The 18,725-nt window shown below is 65.6% G+C and carries 13 protein-coding genes; 6 read left to right on the top strand and 7 right to left on the bottom strand.

Annotation, left to right across the window (positions count from 1 at the left end; translation table 11 throughout):
* Positions 1-212 precede the first annotated feature (212 nt).
* The 6 genes from LPA45_RS06830 to LPA45_RS06805 all read right to left on the bottom strand — a co-directional run bounded on the left by LPA45_RS06830 (position 213) and on the right by LPA45_RS06805 (position 7,217).
* A complete protein-coding gene (locus LPA45_RS06830) occupies positions 213-926 on the bottom strand; it encodes an ABC transporter ATP-binding protein (protein ID WP_116320989.1) in 714 nt (237 codons plus the stop codon).
* A complete protein-coding gene (locus LPA45_RS06825; protein WP_116320990.1) occupies positions 926-1,699 on the bottom strand; it encodes an ABC transporter ATP-binding protein in 774 nt (257 codons plus the stop codon). Before LPA45_RS06825 ends, LPA45_RS06830 begins: the two co-directional genes overlap by 1 nt.
* Positions 1,696-3,009 (bottom strand): branched-chain amino acid ABC transporter permease, encoded by a 1,314-nt coding sequence (locus LPA45_RS06820; RefSeq protein WP_317923840.1) that lies wholly within the window; start codon positions 3,007-3,009, stop codon positions 1,696-1,698. The genes LPA45_RS06825 and LPA45_RS06820 overlap by 4 nt, the downstream gene beginning before the upstream one ends.
* Positions 3,010-3,013: 4 nt before the next feature.
* Positions 3,014-3,961, bottom strand: coding sequence for a branched-chain amino acid ABC transporter permease (locus tag LPA45_RS06815; RefSeq protein ID WP_317923841.1), 948 nt, complete (start codon positions 3,959-3,961; stop codon positions 3,014-3,016).
* A gap of 230 nt (positions 3,962-4,191) precedes the next feature.
* Positions 4,192-5,442, bottom strand: a complete 1,251-nt coding sequence (locus LPA45_RS06810) for a branched-chain amino acid ABC transporter substrate-binding protein (protein ID WP_116320993.1) — start codon at positions 5,440-5,442, stop codon at positions 4,192-4,194.
* A 149-nt stretch (positions 5,443-5,591) separates the two neighbouring features.
* Positions 5,592-7,217, bottom strand: coding sequence for a 3-(methylthio)propionyl-CoA ligase (locus LPA45_RS06805; protein WP_317923843.1), 1,626 nt, complete (start codon positions 7,215-7,217; stop codon positions 5,592-5,594).
* A gap of 499 nt (positions 7,218-7,716) precedes the next feature.
* On the opposite strand from LPA45_RS06805, the gene LPA45_RS06800 reads away from it, so the two are divergent.
* From LPA45_RS06800 to LPA45_RS06780, 5 genes are all read left to right on the top strand, one after another.
* Entirely contained in the window at positions 7,717-9,300 is a 1,584-nt protein-coding gene (locus tag LPA45_RS06800; RefSeq protein WP_317923849.1) for a protein adenylyltransferase SelO family protein, read from the top strand.
* Positions 9,301-9,421: 121 nt separating this feature from the next.
* Positions 9,422-9,886 carry a peptide-methionine (R)-S-oxide reductase MsrB gene (gene msrB, locus LPA45_RS06795; RefSeq protein ID WP_116320995.1) on the top strand — a complete coding sequence of 155 codons (465 nt, stop codon included), beginning with the start codon at positions 9,422-9,424 and terminating at the stop codon, positions 9,884-9,886.
* 38 nt (positions 9,887-9,924) lie between these two features.
* Positions 9,925-10,464 (top strand): septation protein A, encoded by a 540-nt coding sequence (locus LPA45_RS06790; protein ID WP_317923846.1) that lies wholly within the window; start codon positions 9,925-9,927, stop codon positions 10,462-10,464.
* A 46-nt stretch (positions 10,465-10,510) separates the two neighbouring features.
* Complete coding sequence (locus LPA45_RS06785) at positions 10,511-10,825, top strand: BolA family transcriptional regulator (protein ID WP_116320997.1); 315 nt, start codon at positions 10,511-10,513, stop codon at positions 10,823-10,825.
* Between the two features lie 4 nt (positions 10,826-10,829).
* Positions 10,830-11,624: a peptidylprolyl isomerase gene (locus LPA45_RS06780; protein WP_116320998.1), complete on the top strand. Its 795-nt coding sequence runs from the start codon at positions 10,830-10,832 to the stop codon at positions 11,622-11,624.
* A 1,226-nt stretch (positions 11,625-12,850) separates the two neighbouring features.
* On the opposite strand, the gene purL is transcribed toward LPA45_RS06780, so the two are convergent.
* Complete coding sequence (purL, locus tag LPA45_RS06775) at positions 12,851-16,897, bottom strand: phosphoribosylformylglycinamidine synthase (RefSeq protein WP_317924096.1); 4,047 nt, start codon at positions 16,895-16,897, stop codon at positions 12,851-12,853.
* Positions 16,898-17,276: 379 nt separating this feature from the next.
* On the opposite strand from purL, the gene LPA45_RS06770 reads away from it, so the two are divergent.
* Positions 17,277-18,641 carry an amidase gene (locus tag LPA45_RS06770; RefSeq protein ID WP_317924097.1) on the top strand — a complete coding sequence of 455 codons (1,365 nt, stop codon included), beginning with the start codon at positions 17,277-17,279 and terminating at the stop codon, positions 18,639-18,641.
* The last annotated feature ends 84 nt before the right edge of the window (positions 18,642-18,725 follow it).

Raw genomic sequence — 18,725 nt, 5'->3', positions numbered from 1 at the left:
GTACAAATGCGAATCATTCCCAGTGCAGAATTAAGACAGATTTACAACAGTGTTACAAAGCGGCTTGTCAGCAGCAAAAGAGGTGGAGCACTCAGCTGTTTCGCCGAGGGCTGCCGGCGAAAGGCGACCATCAAGCCACTTTCGGCACATCCTGCAGGGAAAACATGAAGTGAAGCCGACGCCACAAGGATCCGCGGCCCCGGCCGAAGCGCTTAAACCTCCAGCCACTCCTTCCGGATCTGCGAATTCGCCTTGAGCTCGCCGGGCGTGCCCTCGAACACGATGTGCCCGTGTCCCATGACATAGACCCGCTGCGAGATATCCAGCGCAATCGCCAGCTTCTGCTCGATCAGCAGTACGGAGATGCCCCGCTCCTTCAGCGTCTTTAGGTAGTCGCCCACCAGCGTCACGATCATCGGCGCCAGGCCTTCGGTGGGCTCGTCGATCAGCACCAGGTCGGGATCGCCCATCAGCGTGCGGCACAGCGTCAGCATCTGCTGCTCGCCGCCGGACAACACGCCCGCGGCGGTGTTCTCACGCTCCCTGAGCCGGGGGAACATATTGAACATGTCCTCCACCGACCAGCGCGGCTTGGGCTGCCGCGGATTGCGCTTCTCGCCCAGCAGCAGGTTCTGCCGCACCGTCAGCGTCGGGAAGATATCCCGGTTCTCCGGCACATAGCCGATGCCGAGGTGCGCGATCTCGAACGTGCGCCGCCCCAGGATCTCCTCGCCGCGGAATTTCACCGAGCCCTCGGCCTTGACCATGCCGAGGATGGCCTTGGCCATGGTCGACCGCCCCACCCCGTTGCGCCCCAGCAGCGCGACAATCTCGCCTTCGCCGATGTGCGCATCGACGCCATGCAGGATATGGCTCTTGCCGTAGTAGGCATGCAGGCCCGTGACTTCCAGCATCCGCTTGCCCATCAGTGCACTCCTTCGGTGGCGTCTTCGTCCAGCGTGGTTCCCAGATAGGCTTCCTTGACCTTGCGGTTGTTGCGGATCGCCTGCGGCGTATCGGTGGCGATCACCTCGCCATAGACCAGCACCGAAATCCGGTCGGCCAGCCCGAACACCACGCTCATGTCGTGCTCCACCATCACCAGCGTCTTGCCCACGGTGACCTTGCGGATCAGTTCCACCGCATGGTCGGACTCAGAGCGGCTCATGCCCGCGGTGGGCTCGTCCAGCAGGATCACCTCGGCGCCGCCGGCGATGGTGATGCCGATTTCCAGCGCGCGCTGCTCGGCGTAGGTCAGCAATCCCGCCTGCGTATTGCGCCGGTGCTGCATACCGATCAGCTCCAGCACCTCATCAGCCCGCTCGCGCGCATCGCGCAAACCCGTCAGGCGGTGCCAGAACGAGTACTTGTACCCGAGCGACCACAGCACCGCGCAACGCAGGTTCTCGAACACCGACAGCCGGTGAAAGATATTGGTGATCTGGAAGCTGCGCGACAGCCCCATGCGGTTGATCACGAACGGCTGCAGCCCGCCGATCTCCTGCCCGTTCAGGCGCACCGTGCCGCTGGTGGGCGCGAAGCGGCCCGAGATCAGGTTGAAGGTGGTGGACTTGCCCGCCCCGTTGGGCCCGATCAGCGCATGGCGCTCGCCCTTCGGGATGCTCAGGTTCACGCCGCGGATGATCTCCGTCTGGCCGAACTTCTTGCGTACCTCGGTCAGTTCCAGTGCCGCCGTCATGCCGTGCCTCCCGCGATTTCCGCCTGCACCTTGTCCCATTCCACGCGCGCCGCGCGCACCGTCAGCCGCCATGCGGCCAGCCCCACGGCCCACATCACCGCCGCCACCAGCCATGGCGCCCACGTCGCGGCATCGAAGCCGACGCCGAACAGCTTCATGGCCGTGCCATTGGCGCTGTCGACCTGCACCTTGTAGACCAGTTCGACGGTCACGATCATCGCCAGCAGCAGCACCACGCCGGCCGCGCCCGCCTTGGCGTAGGACGGCAGCATCCGGCGCAGCTTGCCCTTTGCCGCCAGCGGCAGCTGCATCAGCAGCAGGCTGGCCAGGCCGCCCGGCACGAACATCACCATCAGCACGAAGAACAGGCCCAGGTACAGCAGCCATGCCTTGGTCAGGTCCGACAGCGCCACCGCGAACAGCATGAACACCACCGCGCCGATGATTGGCCCGAAGAACACGCCCGCGCCGCCGATGAACACCGCCAGCAGCACGCCGCCGGAGCGCACCGCGCTGACGTTCTCGGCCGAGACGATCTCGAAGTTGATCGCCGCCAGCGCCCCCGAGATCCCGGCGAAGAACGCCGACAGGATCAGCACCAGGTAGCGCACGCGCTGGGTGTTGTAGCCGATGAACTCGACCCGCTCGGGGTTGTCGCGCACCGCGTTGGCAATGCGGCCCAGCGGCGTCTGCGTCCATGCGTACATAGCCACCATCGACACCAGGCACCACACCGCGATCAGGTAGTAGACCTGGCGCCCGGGCCCGAAGGTGAGGCCAAGGAACGGGTCCCCGACCACGCGGTTGGTGGAGATGCCGCCCTCGCCGCCGAAGAACTCGGGGAACATCAGCGAACTGGCGAACACCATCTCGCCAATGCCCATGGTGATCATGGCAAAGGTGGTGCCAGCCTTCTTGGTGGTGACATAGCCGAAGATCACGCCGAAGAACGCGCCGGCCAGCCCGCCCACCAGCGGCAGCATCGACACCGGCAGCCATACCTTGCCGGCGCCAACCATGTTCAGCACATGCACGGCAATAAAGGCGCCCAGCCCGGAATACACCGCATGGCCGAACGACAGCATGCCGGTCTGCCCGAGCAGCATGTTGTACGACAGCGCGAAGATGACCATGATGCCCATCTGCGACATCAGCGTGATGGCGAAGCCCCCGGTAAACACCAGCGGCAGCACCAGCATGATGAGGATGGTCAGGCTCCAGATCATCCACCGCGCCAGGTTCACCGGGCGGTAGCGCAGGGTGCGGCCGGTGACTACCGGCTCGCGGCGTTGTTGCATCGCTTGCTCCATGGTGTCAGCTCTCCCGGGTTCCCATCAGTCCACGCGGGCGGAAGATCAGCATCACCACCAGCAGCAGGTACGGCAGCACCGGCGCCACCTGGGCCACCGTGAGCTTCCACAAGGCATAGAACGGCGTGGCTTCGCTGACTGCCATGCCAAGGCTGCGCAGAAGCCCCGCGAGCGAGGCATCGATCGTGACCGCGAAGGTCTGCAGCACGCCGATCAGGATCGAGGCGATGAAGGCCCCTACCAACGACCCCATGCCGCCCACCACCGCCACCACGAACACGATCGATCCCACCGCCGCCGCCATCGACGGCTCGGTGACGAAGGCATTGCCGCCGATCACCCCGGCCAGCCCCGCCAGCGCGGCGCCGCCGCCGAACACCATCATGAAGACGCGCGGCACGTTGTGGCCCAGCGCCTCGACCATCTCCGGATGGGTGAGCGCGGCCTGGATCACCAGGCCGATGCGCGTGCGCGTCAGCACCAGGTAGATCGCCACCAGCATGCCCAGCGACACCAGCATCATGAAGGCGCGGTACTTGGGGAAGGAGGAGGTGAACACCTGGAACAGCGGCCCGTCCAGCTCGGCGGGGATGCGGTACGGCACTGCGGCCAGCCCCCACACCAGCTTGACGCCCTCTTCGATCAGGTAGGCCAGGCCGAAGGTGAACAGCAGTTCGGCCACGTGGCCATACTTGTGCACCGTGCGCAGGCCGAAGCGCTCCACCAGCGCGCCCGCCCCGGCTACCAGCAGCGGCGCGAAGATCAGCGCCGGCCAGAAGCCGACCTTGCTGGCGATGCTGTAGGCAAAGTACGCGCCCAGCATGTAGAAACTGGCGTGCGCGAAATTGAGCACGCCCATCATGCTGAAGATCAGGGTCAGGCCTGACGACAGCATGAACAGCAGCAGCCCGTAGCTGATGCCGTTGAGCAGAGAGATAACGAAGAATTCCACAGCGTGTCCTTCAAGCTGGTGCCGCCGCAGTGGGGTGCGTTGGCATCCGTCCGGCTGGATTGGGGTGAGCGTCCCCCTCCGTAGGGCGCATGGCGCCCCGGACGCTACCGCTATCGATCCAGAAAGACCGAAAGTATGCAGGATCGGGCGGCCACGCTGTCACGCTTTATCACGCTTGTCACGCTGTTTCGCGCGGCGCGTCATCGTGGCCGGCCCGAGAACTGACAGGATCAGCCCGGCCGCTTCATCTGGCAGGACGTCGGCTGCGCGGACACGTACTGGTCCATCTGCGCATTGGTCTTCCAGCCGTACCCGGTGTTCTCCTGGTCGTACTTGATGTCCTTGCCGTCGATCTTGGTCCAGGTGGCCACCACCAGCGGCTGCTGGGCCTGGTGGTCGGTGTTGCGCATCTCGACCGTGCCGTTCATGCTTTCGACCCTGATGCCTTCGAGCGCCTTGGCCACCTTGACCGGGTCGGTCGAATTGGCTTCCTTGAACGCCTTGGACAGCATGGCGATGCCGGTATAGGACGCCATCACGTAGAAGTCATCGTTGTACTTCTTCTTGAAGCCTTCGATGACATCTGCCCCCTTGAACCCCTTGTTATTGGGGTTGTAGTAGCCCACGTACTTGACGTGCTCGGCACCGGCCGCGCCCATGGCGGTCGGCACGCCGGTGGTGCCGGCGTAGTAGGTGTAGTAGTTGGTGGTCAGGCCGGCGTCCTTGCCCGCCTTGATCAGCAGCGCCAGGTCGCTGCCCCAGTTGCCGGTGATCACGGTATCGGCGCCCGACGCCTTGATCTTGGCCGCATACGGCGCAAAGTCCTTCACTTGGGCCAGCGGGTGCAGGTCTTCACCCACGATCTGGATATCCGGGCGCTTGCGCTTCAGGTAATCCTTGGCGGCCTTGGCCACCTGGTGCCCGAACGAGTAGTTCTGGTTGATCAGGTAGACCTTCTTGACGTTGGGATCCTTGGCCAGGAAGGTGGTCAGCGCCTCCATCTTCATGTCCGAGTTGGCATCGAGCCGGAAATGCCAGTAGTTGCACTTGGCATTGGTCATGTCCGGATCCACCGCGGCATAGTTCAGGTAGACGATTTCCTTGCCGGGATTGCGCTCGTTGTGCTTGGCCACCGCGTCCTGCAGCGCCAGCCCCACAGACGAGCCGTTGCCCTGCACGATATAGCGGATGTTCTGGTCGATCGCCTGCTTCAGGATGGTCAGGCTTTCCTGCGGCGAGAGCTTGTTGTCGAAGCCCACCACCTCGAACTTGTGCGCACCGGCCCAGCCCTTCTGGTTGGCGACGTCGGCCACGTACTGCCAGCTCTTGAGCTGGTTCTGTCCAACGGGGGCCATCAGCCCCGAAAGCGGATCGATGAAGGCAATCTTCACCGTATCCGCGAGTGCCGACCCCGAAACCAGCGCAGAACCCATTGCGGCGAACACGGCCACGCTGGCCACCAGCGGACGCATCTTGGTCATACCTGTCTCCTTCACTCTTGTCGTTGGCTTGTCGATGGCTTGTCGTGGATTGCGGCCGACCGCGTGGCGCCCCCCTGTGCGCCGCGCGACGGCCCCGGCAACGCCGTGCCGCAAGCAGGCACGGCGTACCGGATGCTGCCCTGCCGGCCTCAGGCGGCCGGCAGCTTGTAGTCCTTGAACTGTTCGCGCAGCTTGAGCTTCTGCATCTTGCCGGTGGCCGTCAGCGGAATCTCCGTGACGAACGCCACATCGTCCGGGATCCACCATTTGGCAACCTTGCCCTCGAAGAACTGCAGCAGTTCCTCGCGCGTGATCTCGGCGCCGGGCTTCTTCACCACCACCAGCAGCGGGCGCTCGTCCCACTTGGGGTGGTAGGCCGAGATGCAGGCCGCCATATGCACCGCGGGGTGCGCGGCGGCGACGTTCTCGATGTCGATCGACGAAATCCACTCGCCGCCGGACTTGATCACGTCCTTGCTGCGGTCCGTGATCTGCATGAAGCCGTCTTCATCGATGGTGGCAACATCACCGGTCGGGAACCAGCCGTCGACCAGCGGATTGCTGTCGTTGCGATAGTACTGGCCGATGATCCACGGCCCGCGCACCATCAGGTCGCCGAAGGCCTTGCCGTCCCATGGCAGCTCCTTGCCTTCGCCGTCGACGATCTTCATGTCGACGCCGTAGATCACGCGGCCCTGCTTCTCCAGGATCTGGTGGCGGTCGGCATCGGACAGTTCCTCGTGCTTGGCCAGCAGCTTGCACGACGTGCCCAGCGGCGACATCTCGGTCATGCCCCAGGCGTGGATGACTTCCACGTCCATCGCCTCGAGCGCGCGGATCATCGCCGGCGGCGCGGCCGAGCCGCCGATCACGGTGCGGCGGAAGGTGGAGAACTTCAGGTTGTTCGACTGCACGTATTGCAGCAGGCCAAGCCAGACCGTCGGCACGCCGGCGGAGAAGGTCACCTTCTCCTGCTCGAACAGTTCATAGAGCGAAGCGCCATCCAGCTTGGCGCCCGGGAACACCAGCTTGGCGCCGACCAGCGGCACCGAGTACGGCAGGCCCCAGGCATTGACGTGGAACATCGGCACCACGGGCAGGATCACGTCGCGCGCGGAGCAGCCGAGCGCATCGGGCAACGCCGAGGCGTATGAATGCAGCACGGTGGAGCGGTGCGAATACAGCGCGCCCTTGGGATTGCCGGTGGTGCCCGAGGTGTAGCACAGGCTCGACGCGAGGTTCTCGTCGAACTGCGGCCATTCGTAGTTGCCGTCCTGCCCCTCGACCAGTTCCTCGTAGCACAGCAGCGGCACCTTCGACTCGGCCGGCATGTGGGCGCGGTCGGTCATCGCGACCCAGCCTTTCACGTTGGGGCAATGCGGCGCGACGCCTTCCACCAGCGGCAGGAAGGTCAGGTCGAAGAAGATGTAGCCGTCTTCGGCGTGGTTGACGATATAGGCGATCTGCTCGGGGAACAGGCGCGGGTTGATGGTGTGGCAGACGGCGCCCATGCCGGACACGCCGTAGTAGATTTCCAGGTGGCGGTAGCCGTTCCAGGCCAGCGTGCCGACGCGCTCGCCCTGCTGCACGCCCAGCGCGCCAAGCGCCTGCGCCAGCTTGCGGGCGCGCAGTTCGCAATCGCGGTAGGTGTAGCGATGCAGGTCGCCCTCGGTGCGGCGCGAAACGATTTCCGTTGCCCCGTAATAACGGGCGGCGTGCTTGATGATGGAAGAAATGAGCAGCGGCGCGCTCATCATTTGACCCATCAATGCCATGGAACTGCCTCCTGAAGTCTTTGTTTTCCGTCTAAAAACGAACAACCGTACTATTTTTAGGCGGTTGTCCGCGCGCCTCGGAACAGCGTCACGGTGAGTCTGTTGTGCACTGCCGTACTGCTGTGGTTAAGCCGTGAGGTGAAGCCGTGGTGAAGCCGTGGTGAAGCCGTGGTGAAGCCGTGGTGAAGCCGTGGTGAAGCCGTGGTGTGAAGCCGTACTCAAGCCGTGGTCATCGGGGCCGCAATTCTGCGAAGTCCATGCACCGGATTCATGTGCGCACTGAAGGAGGGAAATAACCGTGCGGTGCATGGCCGTCTCACCAGATGTGAGCCGTTGAGGACGTACAATACTGCGTGGCATGTTGCACCTCAACATGTCGTTTTCCCTAGCCATCTACGCATTCCCGTGCCCTCGTCATGCGGCGCTGCATCGCCCCGGAAGCGGCCCTGCGCGCCGCGGCCGGACCCGCGGATTGCGCATGCCGCGCGCCCCTTTCGCGATGCCAGACACGCCCCAGCCCAACGCCTTGCACGACTCCGATCTCAACGGCGCCACGCCGCCCGCCGTACCGTTTGCAGTACCCTTCGGCACCACGCCCGGGTTCTCAGTGCTCGGCGAGAAATTCTTCACGCGCCTGCAGCCGGCGCCACTGCCTTCGCCCTACCTGGTCGGCGTGGCGCCGGCCGCCGCGGAGCTGCTCGGCTGGGATGCCGGCATCGGTGCCGACCCGGGCTTTGTCGAGACCTTTGTCGGCAACCAGATACCGGACTGGGCCGACCCCATTGCCACGGTCTATTCCGGACACCAGTTCGGCATCTGGGCCGGGCAGCTCGGCGACGGCCGCGCGATCCGGCTGGCACAGGCCGACACCCTTACGGGTCCGTGGGAAATCCAGCTCAAGGGCGCCGGGTTGACGCCCTACTCGCGCATGGCCGATGGCCGCGCGGTGCTGCGCTCTTCGATCCGCGAGTACCTGTGCTCGGAAGCCATGGCCGCCCTCGGCGTGCCGACCACGCGCGCACTCAGCATCATCGGCTCGGACGCCCCGGTGCGGCGCGAAACCATCGAGACCGCGGCGGTAGTCACGCGCCTGGCGCCGACCTTTATCCGCTTCGGGCATTTCGAGCATTTCGCCGCGCATGACGACGTAGCGTCGCTGCGCCAGCTCGCGGACTTTGTCATCGACAACTTCATGCCGGCCTGCCGCGACGATGCACAGCCCTACCAGGCGCTGCTGCGCGAAGTCTCGCTGCGCACCGCCGACCTGGTCGCGCACTGGCAGGCCATCGGCTTCTGCCACGGCGTGATGAACACCGACAATATGTCGATCCTGGGCCTGACCATCGACTACGGCCCGTTCGGCTTCCTCGATGCGTTCGACGCCAACCATATCTGCAACCACTCCGATACGCAGGGCCGCTACGCCTACAGCCAGCAGCCGCAAGTAGCGTTCTGGAACCTGCACTGCCTGGCGCAGGCGCTGCTGCCGCTGTGGCTGCCGGCTGAGGACGACAGCAAGGAAGGCGCCCGCGACGCCGCCGTCGAGGCCGCGCGCGCCGCGCTCGACCCGTTCCGCGACCGCTATGCTGCCGCCTTCTTCCGCCACTACCGCGCCAAGCTGGGCCTGCGCCCGCCCGCGGGTGGCGACGACAAGGCTGACGAGCCCCTGCTGACCAGCCTGTTCCAGCTGCTGCACGGGCAGCGCGTGGACTACACGCTGTTCTGGCGAAAGTTGTGCGGCATCTCGTCGCAGGATGCCTCGCGCGATGCACCGGTGCGCGACCTGTTCCTGGACCGCGCCGCCTTCGACGCCTGGGCCGCCGACTACCGCGCGCGCCTGCGTGCGGAGCAATCGGACGATGCCGCGCGAGAACTGGAAATGCTGGCGGCTAACCCCAAATACGTGCTGCGCAACCATCTTGCCGAGACCGCGATCCGGCAGGCGCGCGCAAAGGACTTCAGCGAAACCGAGCGACTGCTGGCGGTGCTGTCGCGCCCCTTCGACGAGCAGCCCGAGGCCGAGCACTACGCCGCGCTGCCGCCCGACTGGGCCTCCGGGCTGGAAGTCAGCTGTTCGTCATGATGCGATTGCGGATGAGACGAAGCCGGCACGCCGGCGCCGGACGGTGTAAGGTTCGCGCCAGTGCGCCGACCAACGAAGGTTCCGGGGCCATGACCCCGGCCAAGACCGTGAGGAAATGACAATGACCACCACCAAGACCGACGCCGAGTGGCGTGAACAGCTCTCCGACATCGAATACCGCGTGGCGCGCGAGGCCGCCACCGAGCGGCCGTTCACCGGCCGCTACTGGGACCACTGGGATCGCGGCATATACAATTGCGTAGGCTGTGGCACGCCGCTGTTCGAGTCCGCCACCAAGTTCGACGCCGGCTGCGGTTGGCCCAGCTACTTCCGCCCGATCAACGGCGAGGTCATTGCCGAGCATGCCGACCACACGCACGGCATGGTGCGGGTGGAAGTCCGCTGCAAGGAATGCGGCAGCCACCTGGGCCATGTCTTCGAGGACGGCCCGGCGCCGACCGGCCTGCGCTATTGCATCAACTCGGCTGCGCTAAAATTCGACGATCGCGACCCGGCGCAGCGTGAGGCGGATGATGCCCACGGCGCCGGCAGCGGCAACGATCCCCGGCGCGACCCGCCGCGCTGAATGCCCCGGCAAGGACGCCGGCAACAACCTGGTACCGCATGAAATTCCTGTTCGACCTGTTTCCGGTCATCCTGTTCTTCGCCGCCTTCAAGCTGGCCGACATCTACGCCGCCACCGCCGTGGCCATTGCCGCCACGGTGGTGCAGATCGGCTGGGTCTGGTTCCGCCACCGCAAGGTCGAGCCGATGCAATGGGTCAGCCTGCTGATCATCGGGGTGTTCGGCGGCGCCACGCTGGTGCTGCACAACGAGACCTTCATCAAGTGGAAGCCGACCGTGCTCTACTGGATGTTCGCCGCGGCGCTGATGGGCTCGGTGACCATCTGGCGCAAGAACCTGATCCGCGCCATGATGGAAAAACAGGTCAGCCTGCCCGATCCGGTCTGGACGCGCCTGAATGCCGCCTGGGCCGCCTTCTTCGCGGCCATGGGCGTGCTGAACCTCTACGTGGCCTACCAGTTCTCCACCGACGTCTGGGTCAATTTCAAGCTGTTCGGCAGTATGGGGCTGATGCTGGTGTTCATCGTCGCGCAGAGCGTCTGGCTGTCGCGCCACATGCCTGAGAACAGCCAGGACTGACGCGTCCCGGCCGTCTTGCCCCCACTTCCCCAAAAGGAATCCAACGATGGCAGCCAATCCCGCCACGATCGAGGCGATGCTGCGTGAAGCGCTCGCCCCCAGCCACCTCGCCGTGCGCGACGACAGCGCATTGCACGCCGGACACGCCGGTGCCGCATCCGGCGGCGGACATTACGACGTGACAATCGTCAGCGAGCGCTTTGCAGGTCACAGCCGGGTTGCGCGACACCGCATGGTGTATGATGCGCTGCGCAGTCTGTTCCCCGCGCAGATCCACGCCTTGGCCGTGACTGCGTACACCGACCAAGAGTACCAATCGCGCGCCCAAGCGCGCGCTTCTTCCAGCAACTCTCAGACCTGATTCCATGAAGACCACAGTCCTCTCGTTCAGCCTGGCGGCTGTGCTTGCAGCCGGCAGCCTGCCGGCCATCGCCCAGAATGCCGCCGTCGTGAATGGCAAGGCCATTCCGTCGGCAAAGCTGGACAAGTTGATCGCCGGCACCGGCCAGCCCGACAACCCGGAGCTGCGCAAGCGTGGCCGCGACATGCTGATCGACCGCGAACTGCTCGCGCAGGAAGCCAACAAGCGCGGCCTGACCCAGCGCGACGACGTGCAGGAGCAACTGGAGCAGGCACGTTTGAACGTGCTGGCCGGCGCGGTGTTCGAGGACTATGTCAAGACCCACGGCGCCAGCGACGCCGAGCTGCGCAAGCAGTACGACAAGATCAAGTCGCAGTTCGGCAATGGCAAGGAATACCATGCCCGCCATATCCTGGTAGAGAAGGAAGCGGACGCCAAGGCCATCATCGCCAAGATCAAGGGCGGCGCCAAGTTCGAGGACCAGGCCAAGGCCGCGTCCAAGGACCCGGGCTCGGCAGCCAATGGCGGCGACCTGGACTGGGCCAACAGCAGCAGCTACGTGCCGGAGTTCTCGGCCGCCATGACCGGCCTGAAGAAGGGCCAGATGACCGATACGCCGGTCAAGACGCAGTTTGGCTGGCACATCATCGAACTGGTGGACGTGCGCGACGCCAAGATCCCGTCCTTCGAAGAGGTCAAGCCGCAGCTGATGCAGATGATGATGGGCGACCAGAACTGGCAGCGCGAGCAGTTCCAGGCCATGATGAAGTCGCTGAAGGACAAGGCGAAAATCCAGTAATCACGGACCGGTCGTGCCTCCGGTTCTGCAAGGGTGAACGATGCAGCGTGTGGAGACGACCGCCCCCTACTGGCAACTTTGGCATCTCACGTCCCGGGGCATGTGCTATTGCGCTTTGGCCTGGGCATCTTTGGACGGCGCCGCCCCTGGCTGGCGCCAGCTCCACTCCTACCTTCCCCTGCGTGACCGTTATGCGCCCGAGAAGATCCTGCACGCCGTGGTGGCGTACAAGGAGGCTCGGGGTGAGATCAGGCCTACACCCGGCTTTGAGGCGGGGCGGATGTTGACTTATGCGTATGCGTCGTGGAGTTCTAGGTTGATGGGGGCGGTTTTGGGGTGAGTCGGCTCTGTCGTAGATTCTCGACGGCCCTCGCCGTTGGTGACATGCTGTCGGCCGTTTAAGCGCCCGATGTCGCTGTTGATGACATGCTGTCGGCCGTTGAACCGCCTGGTTCCGCCCTCCTGGGCGGGTCACTTTTTGGCCGAGCGCCAAAAAGTAACCAAAAAGCGCGTCGCCTGCGGCTGGCTGAGCCAATTTGGCGCTTCTTGATGTATGGGCGTTATTGGTCTCCGTGAGACGTGGTCGCGGTGCCAGCCTGCTACGCCAGGTGAGTGAATGTCGGTGCCTGGCGAATACCCACTTTTGAACAATCCCCAGGACGAGTGTAGGCCGCCTGCTGCCTGCGGTATCGCATCATCGCCTACGGCTGCGCTGCGCGCGGCTCAGTCTCGCGGATGAGGTGCCCTGGCACGAACCCGCATCGCTGCGCTCGCTGGGCGGCGACGGCAATGACCAGAGAGAGATCGGCCGCGCTGCCACGTCAGGACCCGCGCGCAGCGCAGCCGAAGGCGCCCCCACCAATATGGCATGCAGCAGGCGGCCTACGCCCGGCATGGGGATCGTTCAATAACCGGTTAACGCCAGGCACAGGCCCTGAATCACCTGGCGTTAGCAGGTTCGAACGGGCACTCAAGCCAAACGGAAATCACCACCGCCCGAACCACCCACACCGCCAAATTGATAGCCAGCCGCTCAGGCGACGCGCTTTTTGGTTACTTTTTGGCGCTCGGCCAAAAAGTGACCCGCCCAGGAGGGCGGAACCAGGCGGTTCAACGGCCGACAGCATGTCACCAGCAGCGACACCAACGCGTCAACGGCCGCCAGCATGTCACCAACAACGAGGTCTCTAAGCGAAGGACAGGGGCTTTCCCCCCAATCCAAAGTCTTACCCCACCCACTTCCGCGCATTCCGGAACATCCGCATCCACGGGCTGCCACCATCGCCAACCTGCTTCCACGCATCCGGCGCCCAGCTCATCGTCGCAGCACGGAACACGCGCTCCGGGTGCGGCATCAGCACGGTGAAGCGGCCGTCGACGGTGGTCACCGAGGTGATGCCTTCGGGCGAGCCATTGGGGTTCAGCGGATAGGTTTGCGTCGGCGCGCCGTAGTTATCGACAAACCGCAGCGCCACCCTGGCATCCCCGACATTCCCTTGCTGCGAGAAGTCAGCAAACCCTTCCCCGTGTGCCACCACGATAGGAATGCGGCTGCCTTCCATCCCGGCAAAGAAGATCGACGGTGACGACTGCACTTCCACCGTGACGTAGCGCGCCTCGTACTGCTCCGACTGATTACGCGTGAACTGCGGCCAGGCCCCCGCACCCGGAATGATCGGCGCCAGGTTGCTCATCATCTGGCAACCGTTGCAAACGCCCAGCGCAAACGTGTCCTGGCGATTGAAGAACGCCGCGAACTGCTCAGCCATCTGCGCATTGAACAGGATCGTCTTGGCCCAGCCCTCGCCCGCGCCCAGCACGTCGCCGTAGCTGAAGCCACCGCAGGCAACAAAGCCGCTGAAATCCGCCAGGTTGGCGCGACCGGCAATCAGGTCGCTCATATGCACATCATGCGTATCGAACCCCGCACGATCCATGCTGTACGCCATCTCGATCTGCGAGTTGACGCCCTGCTCCCGCAGGATCGCCACGCGCGGACGCGCGCCGGCAGCGATGAACGGCGCGGCGATGTCCTCCGCCGGATCGAACGTCAGCACCGGGCTGATGCCAGGATCGGCAGCATCCAGCAGGCGGTCGTACTCGCTGTCGGCGCAGGCGGGGTTATCGCGCAGGCGCGCGATACGCCAGCTGACCTCGCTCCAGTTGCGCTGCAGGTCCGTACGCGACGCACCGAACACCTTCTTGGCATCGCGGTAGATCTCGACCTGGTCGGTGGTGTTGGGCTTGCCGACCACGTGACTGCATGCCGACAGGCCAGCTTCGCGCAGCACCGCGAATACCGCGTCGCGGTCCTGCATGCGCACCTGCACCACCGCTCCCAGCTCTTCCGAGAACAGCGCGCGCAGGGTCTGGTCGTTGCGGCGCTCGGCGATCTGCTGGGCCCAGTTCTTGGCGTCGCCGTAGTCCTGTTCCTGCTGCGGATCGAGCGCCAGCATGTCAACGTTGAGCGACACGCCACAGTGGCCGGCAAAGGCCATCTCGGCCAGCGTGGCCAGGAAACCGCCGTCCGAACGGTCGTGGTAGGCCAGCAGCTTGCCCTCGCGGTTCAGGCGCTGGATCACGTTGAAGAAGTTCTTCAGGTCGTCGGCATTGTCCACGTCCGGGGCACTGTCACCGACCTGCTGCATGACCTGCGCCAGGATGCTGCCCGCCATGCGGTTCTTGCCGCGGCTCAGGTCGACGGCGATCAGCACGGTGTCGCCGGCGTCGGTGCGCAGTTGCGGCGTCAGCGTACGGTTGACGTCGTCCACCGCGGCGAAGGCCGAGATGATCAGCGACACCGGCGCCACCACTTCCTTGTTGACGCCGTCGTCCTGCCACTTGGTGCGCATCGACAGCGAATCCTTGCCGACCGGGATGCTGATACCCAGCGCCGGGCACAGTTCCATGCCGACGGCGTGGACCGTGTCATACAGCTTGGCGTCCTCGCCTTCCACGCCGCAGGCCGCCATCCAGTTGGCCGACAGCTTGACCTTGCCCAGGTCCTTGACCGGAGCGGCTGCCAGGTTGGTCAGCGCCTCGCCGATCGCCATGCGGCCCGAAGCCGGCGCGTCGATCACGGCCAGCGGGGTGCGCTCGCCCATGGTCATCGCTTCGCCGGCGTTGCCCTTGTAGTCGAGCGTGGTCACGGCCACATCGGCCACCGGCACCTGCCACGGCCCAACCATCTGGTCGCGCGCGTTCATGCCGCCGACGGTACGGTCGCCAATCGAAATCAGGAACGACTTGTTGGCCACGGTCGGGTGGCGCAGCACGTCGCGCACGGCCTGCTCCAGGCTGATGCCGGTCACGTCGACGGCCGGCAGCGCCTGCTCGACGCGCTTGACGTCGCGATGCATGCGCGGCGGCTTGCCCAGCAGCACGTCCATCGGCATGTTGACGGCGTAGTGCTCCTTGAGCGCGGCATCAACGCTGGCGTCGACCAGTTGCAGCTGCTTTTCCTCGGTGGCGATGCCGACCACGGCGAACGGCGAACGCTCGCGCTCGCACATGGCCTGGAATTGCGGGAAGCTGTCGGCCGCGATCGCCAGCACGTAGCGCTCCTGCGACTCGTTGCACCAGATTTCCGCCGGCGACAGGCCGGACTCTTCCAGGTGCACCTGGCGCAGGTCGAAGCGCGCGCCGCGGTCGGCGCCGTCGACCAGTTCAGGGAAGGCGTTGGAGATGCCGCCCGCGCCGACGTCGTGGATCGACAGGATCGGGTTGGCGTCGCCGAGCTGCCAGCACGCGTTGATCACTTCCTGCGCGCGGCGCTCCATCTCGGGGTTGCCGCGCTGGACCGAGTCGAAGTCCAGGTCGGCGGTATTGGTGCCGGTCGCCATCGAGCTGGCGGCGCCGCCGCCCATGCCGATGCGCATGCCCGGGCCGCCCAGCTGGATCAGCAGCGTGCCGGCCGGCAGCGGGTTCTTGTGCGTATGCGAGGCGTCGATATTGCCGATGCCGCCCGCGATCATGATCGGCTTGTGGTAGCCGCGCACGGTGCCGCCGACGTTCTGCTCGTAGACGCGGAAGTAGCCGCCCAGGTTGGCGCGGCCGAATTCATTGTTGAACGCGGCACCGCCGAGCGGGCCATCGATCATGATCTGCAGCGGCGAGGCGATGCGGTCCGGCTTGCCGGTCACGCCGGGCTTGTCGTCCGGGTTGCGGTGCGCCACCGGCTGGGCGGCGTCGCGGTCGTTTTCCCACGATTCGACGGCCTCGGGCAGCATCAGGTTGGACACCGTGAAGCCCGTCAGGCCGGCCTTGGGCTTGGCGCCGCGGCCGGTCGCGCCTTCGTCGCGGATTTCGCCGCCGGCGCCGGTCGAGGCACCGGGGAACGGCGAGATCGCGGTCGGGTGGTTGTGCGTCTCCACCTTCATCAGCGTGTGCGTCAGCGCCTCGTGGCGGCCGTACTTGTGCTCGCCGCCGCGCGGGAACCAGCGCTCGGCCACGTCGCCTTCCATCACCGCCGAGTTGTCCGAATAGGCCACGATCGAGCCCTGCGGATTGAGCTGGTGCGTATTGCGGATCATCGCGAACAGCGACTTGTCCTGCTGCACGCCGTCGATGGTCCAGGTGGCGTTGAAGATCTTGTGGCGGCAGTGTTCGCTGTTGGCCTGCGCGAACATCATCAGCTCGACGTCGGTCGGGTTGCGCTCCAGCCTGGCGTAGGCGTCGACCAGGTAGTCGATCTCGTCCTCGGACAGCGCCAGGCCCATCTCGACGTTGGCCGCGGCCAGCGCGCTGCGGCCGGCGGAGATGTCGATAAAGCGCAGCGGCTTGGCCGGCAGTTCCTGGAACAGGCCGGCCGCATCGTCACGCGAGGCGACCACGGTCTCGGTCATGCGGTCGAACAGGTGCGCGGCGACGGCGGCGCGGGTGTCCGCGTCCAGCGACTTGCGGCCGCGCAGCAGGCCCTTCTTGCAGATCACGGTGATCTCGATGCCGCGCTCGATGCGGTGGATGTGCGTGAGGCCGCAGTTATGGGCGATGTCGGTGGCCTTGCTGGCCCACGGCGAGATCGTACCGAAGCGCGGGATCACGACGAAGCGGTCGCCCTCGGGCTGCTCGGCGAAGGGTGCGCCATAGGTCAGAAGTGCCGCCACGCGCGACTGCTCGTCGGCCGACAGCGGCGTCTGCGCGTCAACAAAATGCAGGAACTGGCCGTGCACCGATTCGATATCGGCATCGATTTGCCGCAGGGCGGTGAGCAGGCGTTGCTGACGGAAGGCGGAAAGCGCCAAAGCGCCGGGGAAGCACGAGAAATGCGCCATGATCGTAGCGGTCGGGGAGGCGTGGAGGTAAGGCCTGGGTAAAGGCAAAAAAAGGCCTGGGTAATGGCTAATGGCTGCTGCTTGGCCGGCACCGCTGCATGGGGTGTCCGGCTGGCGGGAAACCATTATTGTACCTTGCCGGGCGGGGGATTTTGCACTGCGCCAACACGGCGGGGCCGTGTCAGAGGGGTTCGTGATAATGCTTATGCATCACTTTGCGCAATTTATCGCCCGAGTGACGTGCAAGCCCGGGAAGCAAGCCCGCCCCCGCCATGCATGCCGGGCTGCGCTTATGCGCGCCATTCGGCATTTTTAGCTTGACACTTGATTCACGAATTATGAGCATGGTCACCACCCCCGGTACCGCAACCCCGCGCCCATGCCATCCATGCTTCCCGATCTCGACACCCTGAACACCCGCCTGCGCGAGGGCGCCACGTGCCGCGCAGCGATCCTTGAGCAGGCCGCCGCCGCGGCAGCCGGGCCCGCCGCCGCAGCGGTATTCCTGCACAGCACCTTCGAGGCCGCCGCGCAGGTCGCGCGCGCCGCCGACGCCGCCAGTGGCGCCGGCAAGACGCTGCCCCCGCTGGCCGGCCTGCCGGTCTCGGTGAAAGATCTCTATGACGTGGCGGGCGAAGTCACGCGCGCGGCCTCTGTCGTGCGCCAGGACGCAGCCCCGGCCGCGGCGGACGCAACCGTGGTGGCGCGCCTGCGGCAAGCTGGCGCCGCCATTGTCGGCCGCACCAATATGACGGAGTTCGCCTTCTCCGGCGTCGGCATCAACCCCCACTATGGCACGCCGGTCAATCCGGCCAGCGAGCCCGGCGCGGCGCGCATCCCCGGCGGTTCGTCGTCGGGCGCGGCAGTGTCGGTGGCACTGGGGCTGGCGGTCGCGGCGCTCGGCAGCGATACCGGCGGCTCGATCCGCATCCCGGCCGCGCTGTGCGGCATCACCGGCTTCAAGCCCACCGCGCGGCGCGTGCCCCTGACCGGCGCCCTCCCGCTGTCGTACACGCTCGACACCGCCTGCGCCATGGCGCGCACAGTCAGCGACTGCGTGGCGATCGATGCCGTAATCGCCGACCAGGCGGCGCTGCCGCGCGTCACCAGCCCCTCGGCAATCCGGCTGGCGATTCCGCGCCAATACCTGCTGGACGACCTCGACCCCGTCGTCGCCCGCGCCTTCGACCGCGCGCTCGGCCGGCTGTCGGCCGCCGGCGTGCAACTGGAACATGTCGACCTGCCCGAGCTTGGCGAGCTCGCCGCCCTGAACGCCCAGGGTGGCTTCAGCGCGCCCGAAGCTTATGCCATCCACCGCCATGTGCTGGCCGGCAAGCGCGATCTGTACGACCCGCGCGTAGCATCGCGCATCGACCGCGGCGCAACGGTCAGCGCCGCCGACTATATCGACCTGGGCCGCGCCCGCCTCGACTGGATCGCCCGCATGGAAGCGCGCCTGGCCCGCTTCGACGCCGTGGTGTGTCCGACCGTGCCGATGGTCGCGCCCGAGATCGCGCCGCTGCGCACCGATGACGCGCAGTTCTTCCGCGTCAATGCCCAGCTGTTGCGCAACACCTCGGCCTTCAACTTCTTCGACGGCTGCTCGATCTCGCTGCCCTGCCATGCGCCGGACGAGCTGCCGGTCGGGCTGATGCTGTCGCACGGCCCGATGCGCGATGCCGAACTGCTGGGCACGGCGCTTGCGTTGGAACGGATCGTGCAACCGTCTTCGCGCGACGACTGAGACCACCGCCGCGCTGTTGATCTTGCACTGACCGCGGCCACGCCGCGGAAGGCACCAGGTAGTACGCAGACAAGCTGTACAACC

The organism is Cupriavidus sp. Agwp_2, from assembly GCF_040784895.1.
In the GTDB taxonomy this organism is placed as follows: Bacteria; Pseudomonadota; Gammaproteobacteria; order Burkholderiales; family Burkholderiaceae; genus Cupriavidus.
The sequence above is the reverse complement of the archived record's forward strand: the minus strand, read 5'-3'. Positions and strand labels throughout refer to the sequence as shown.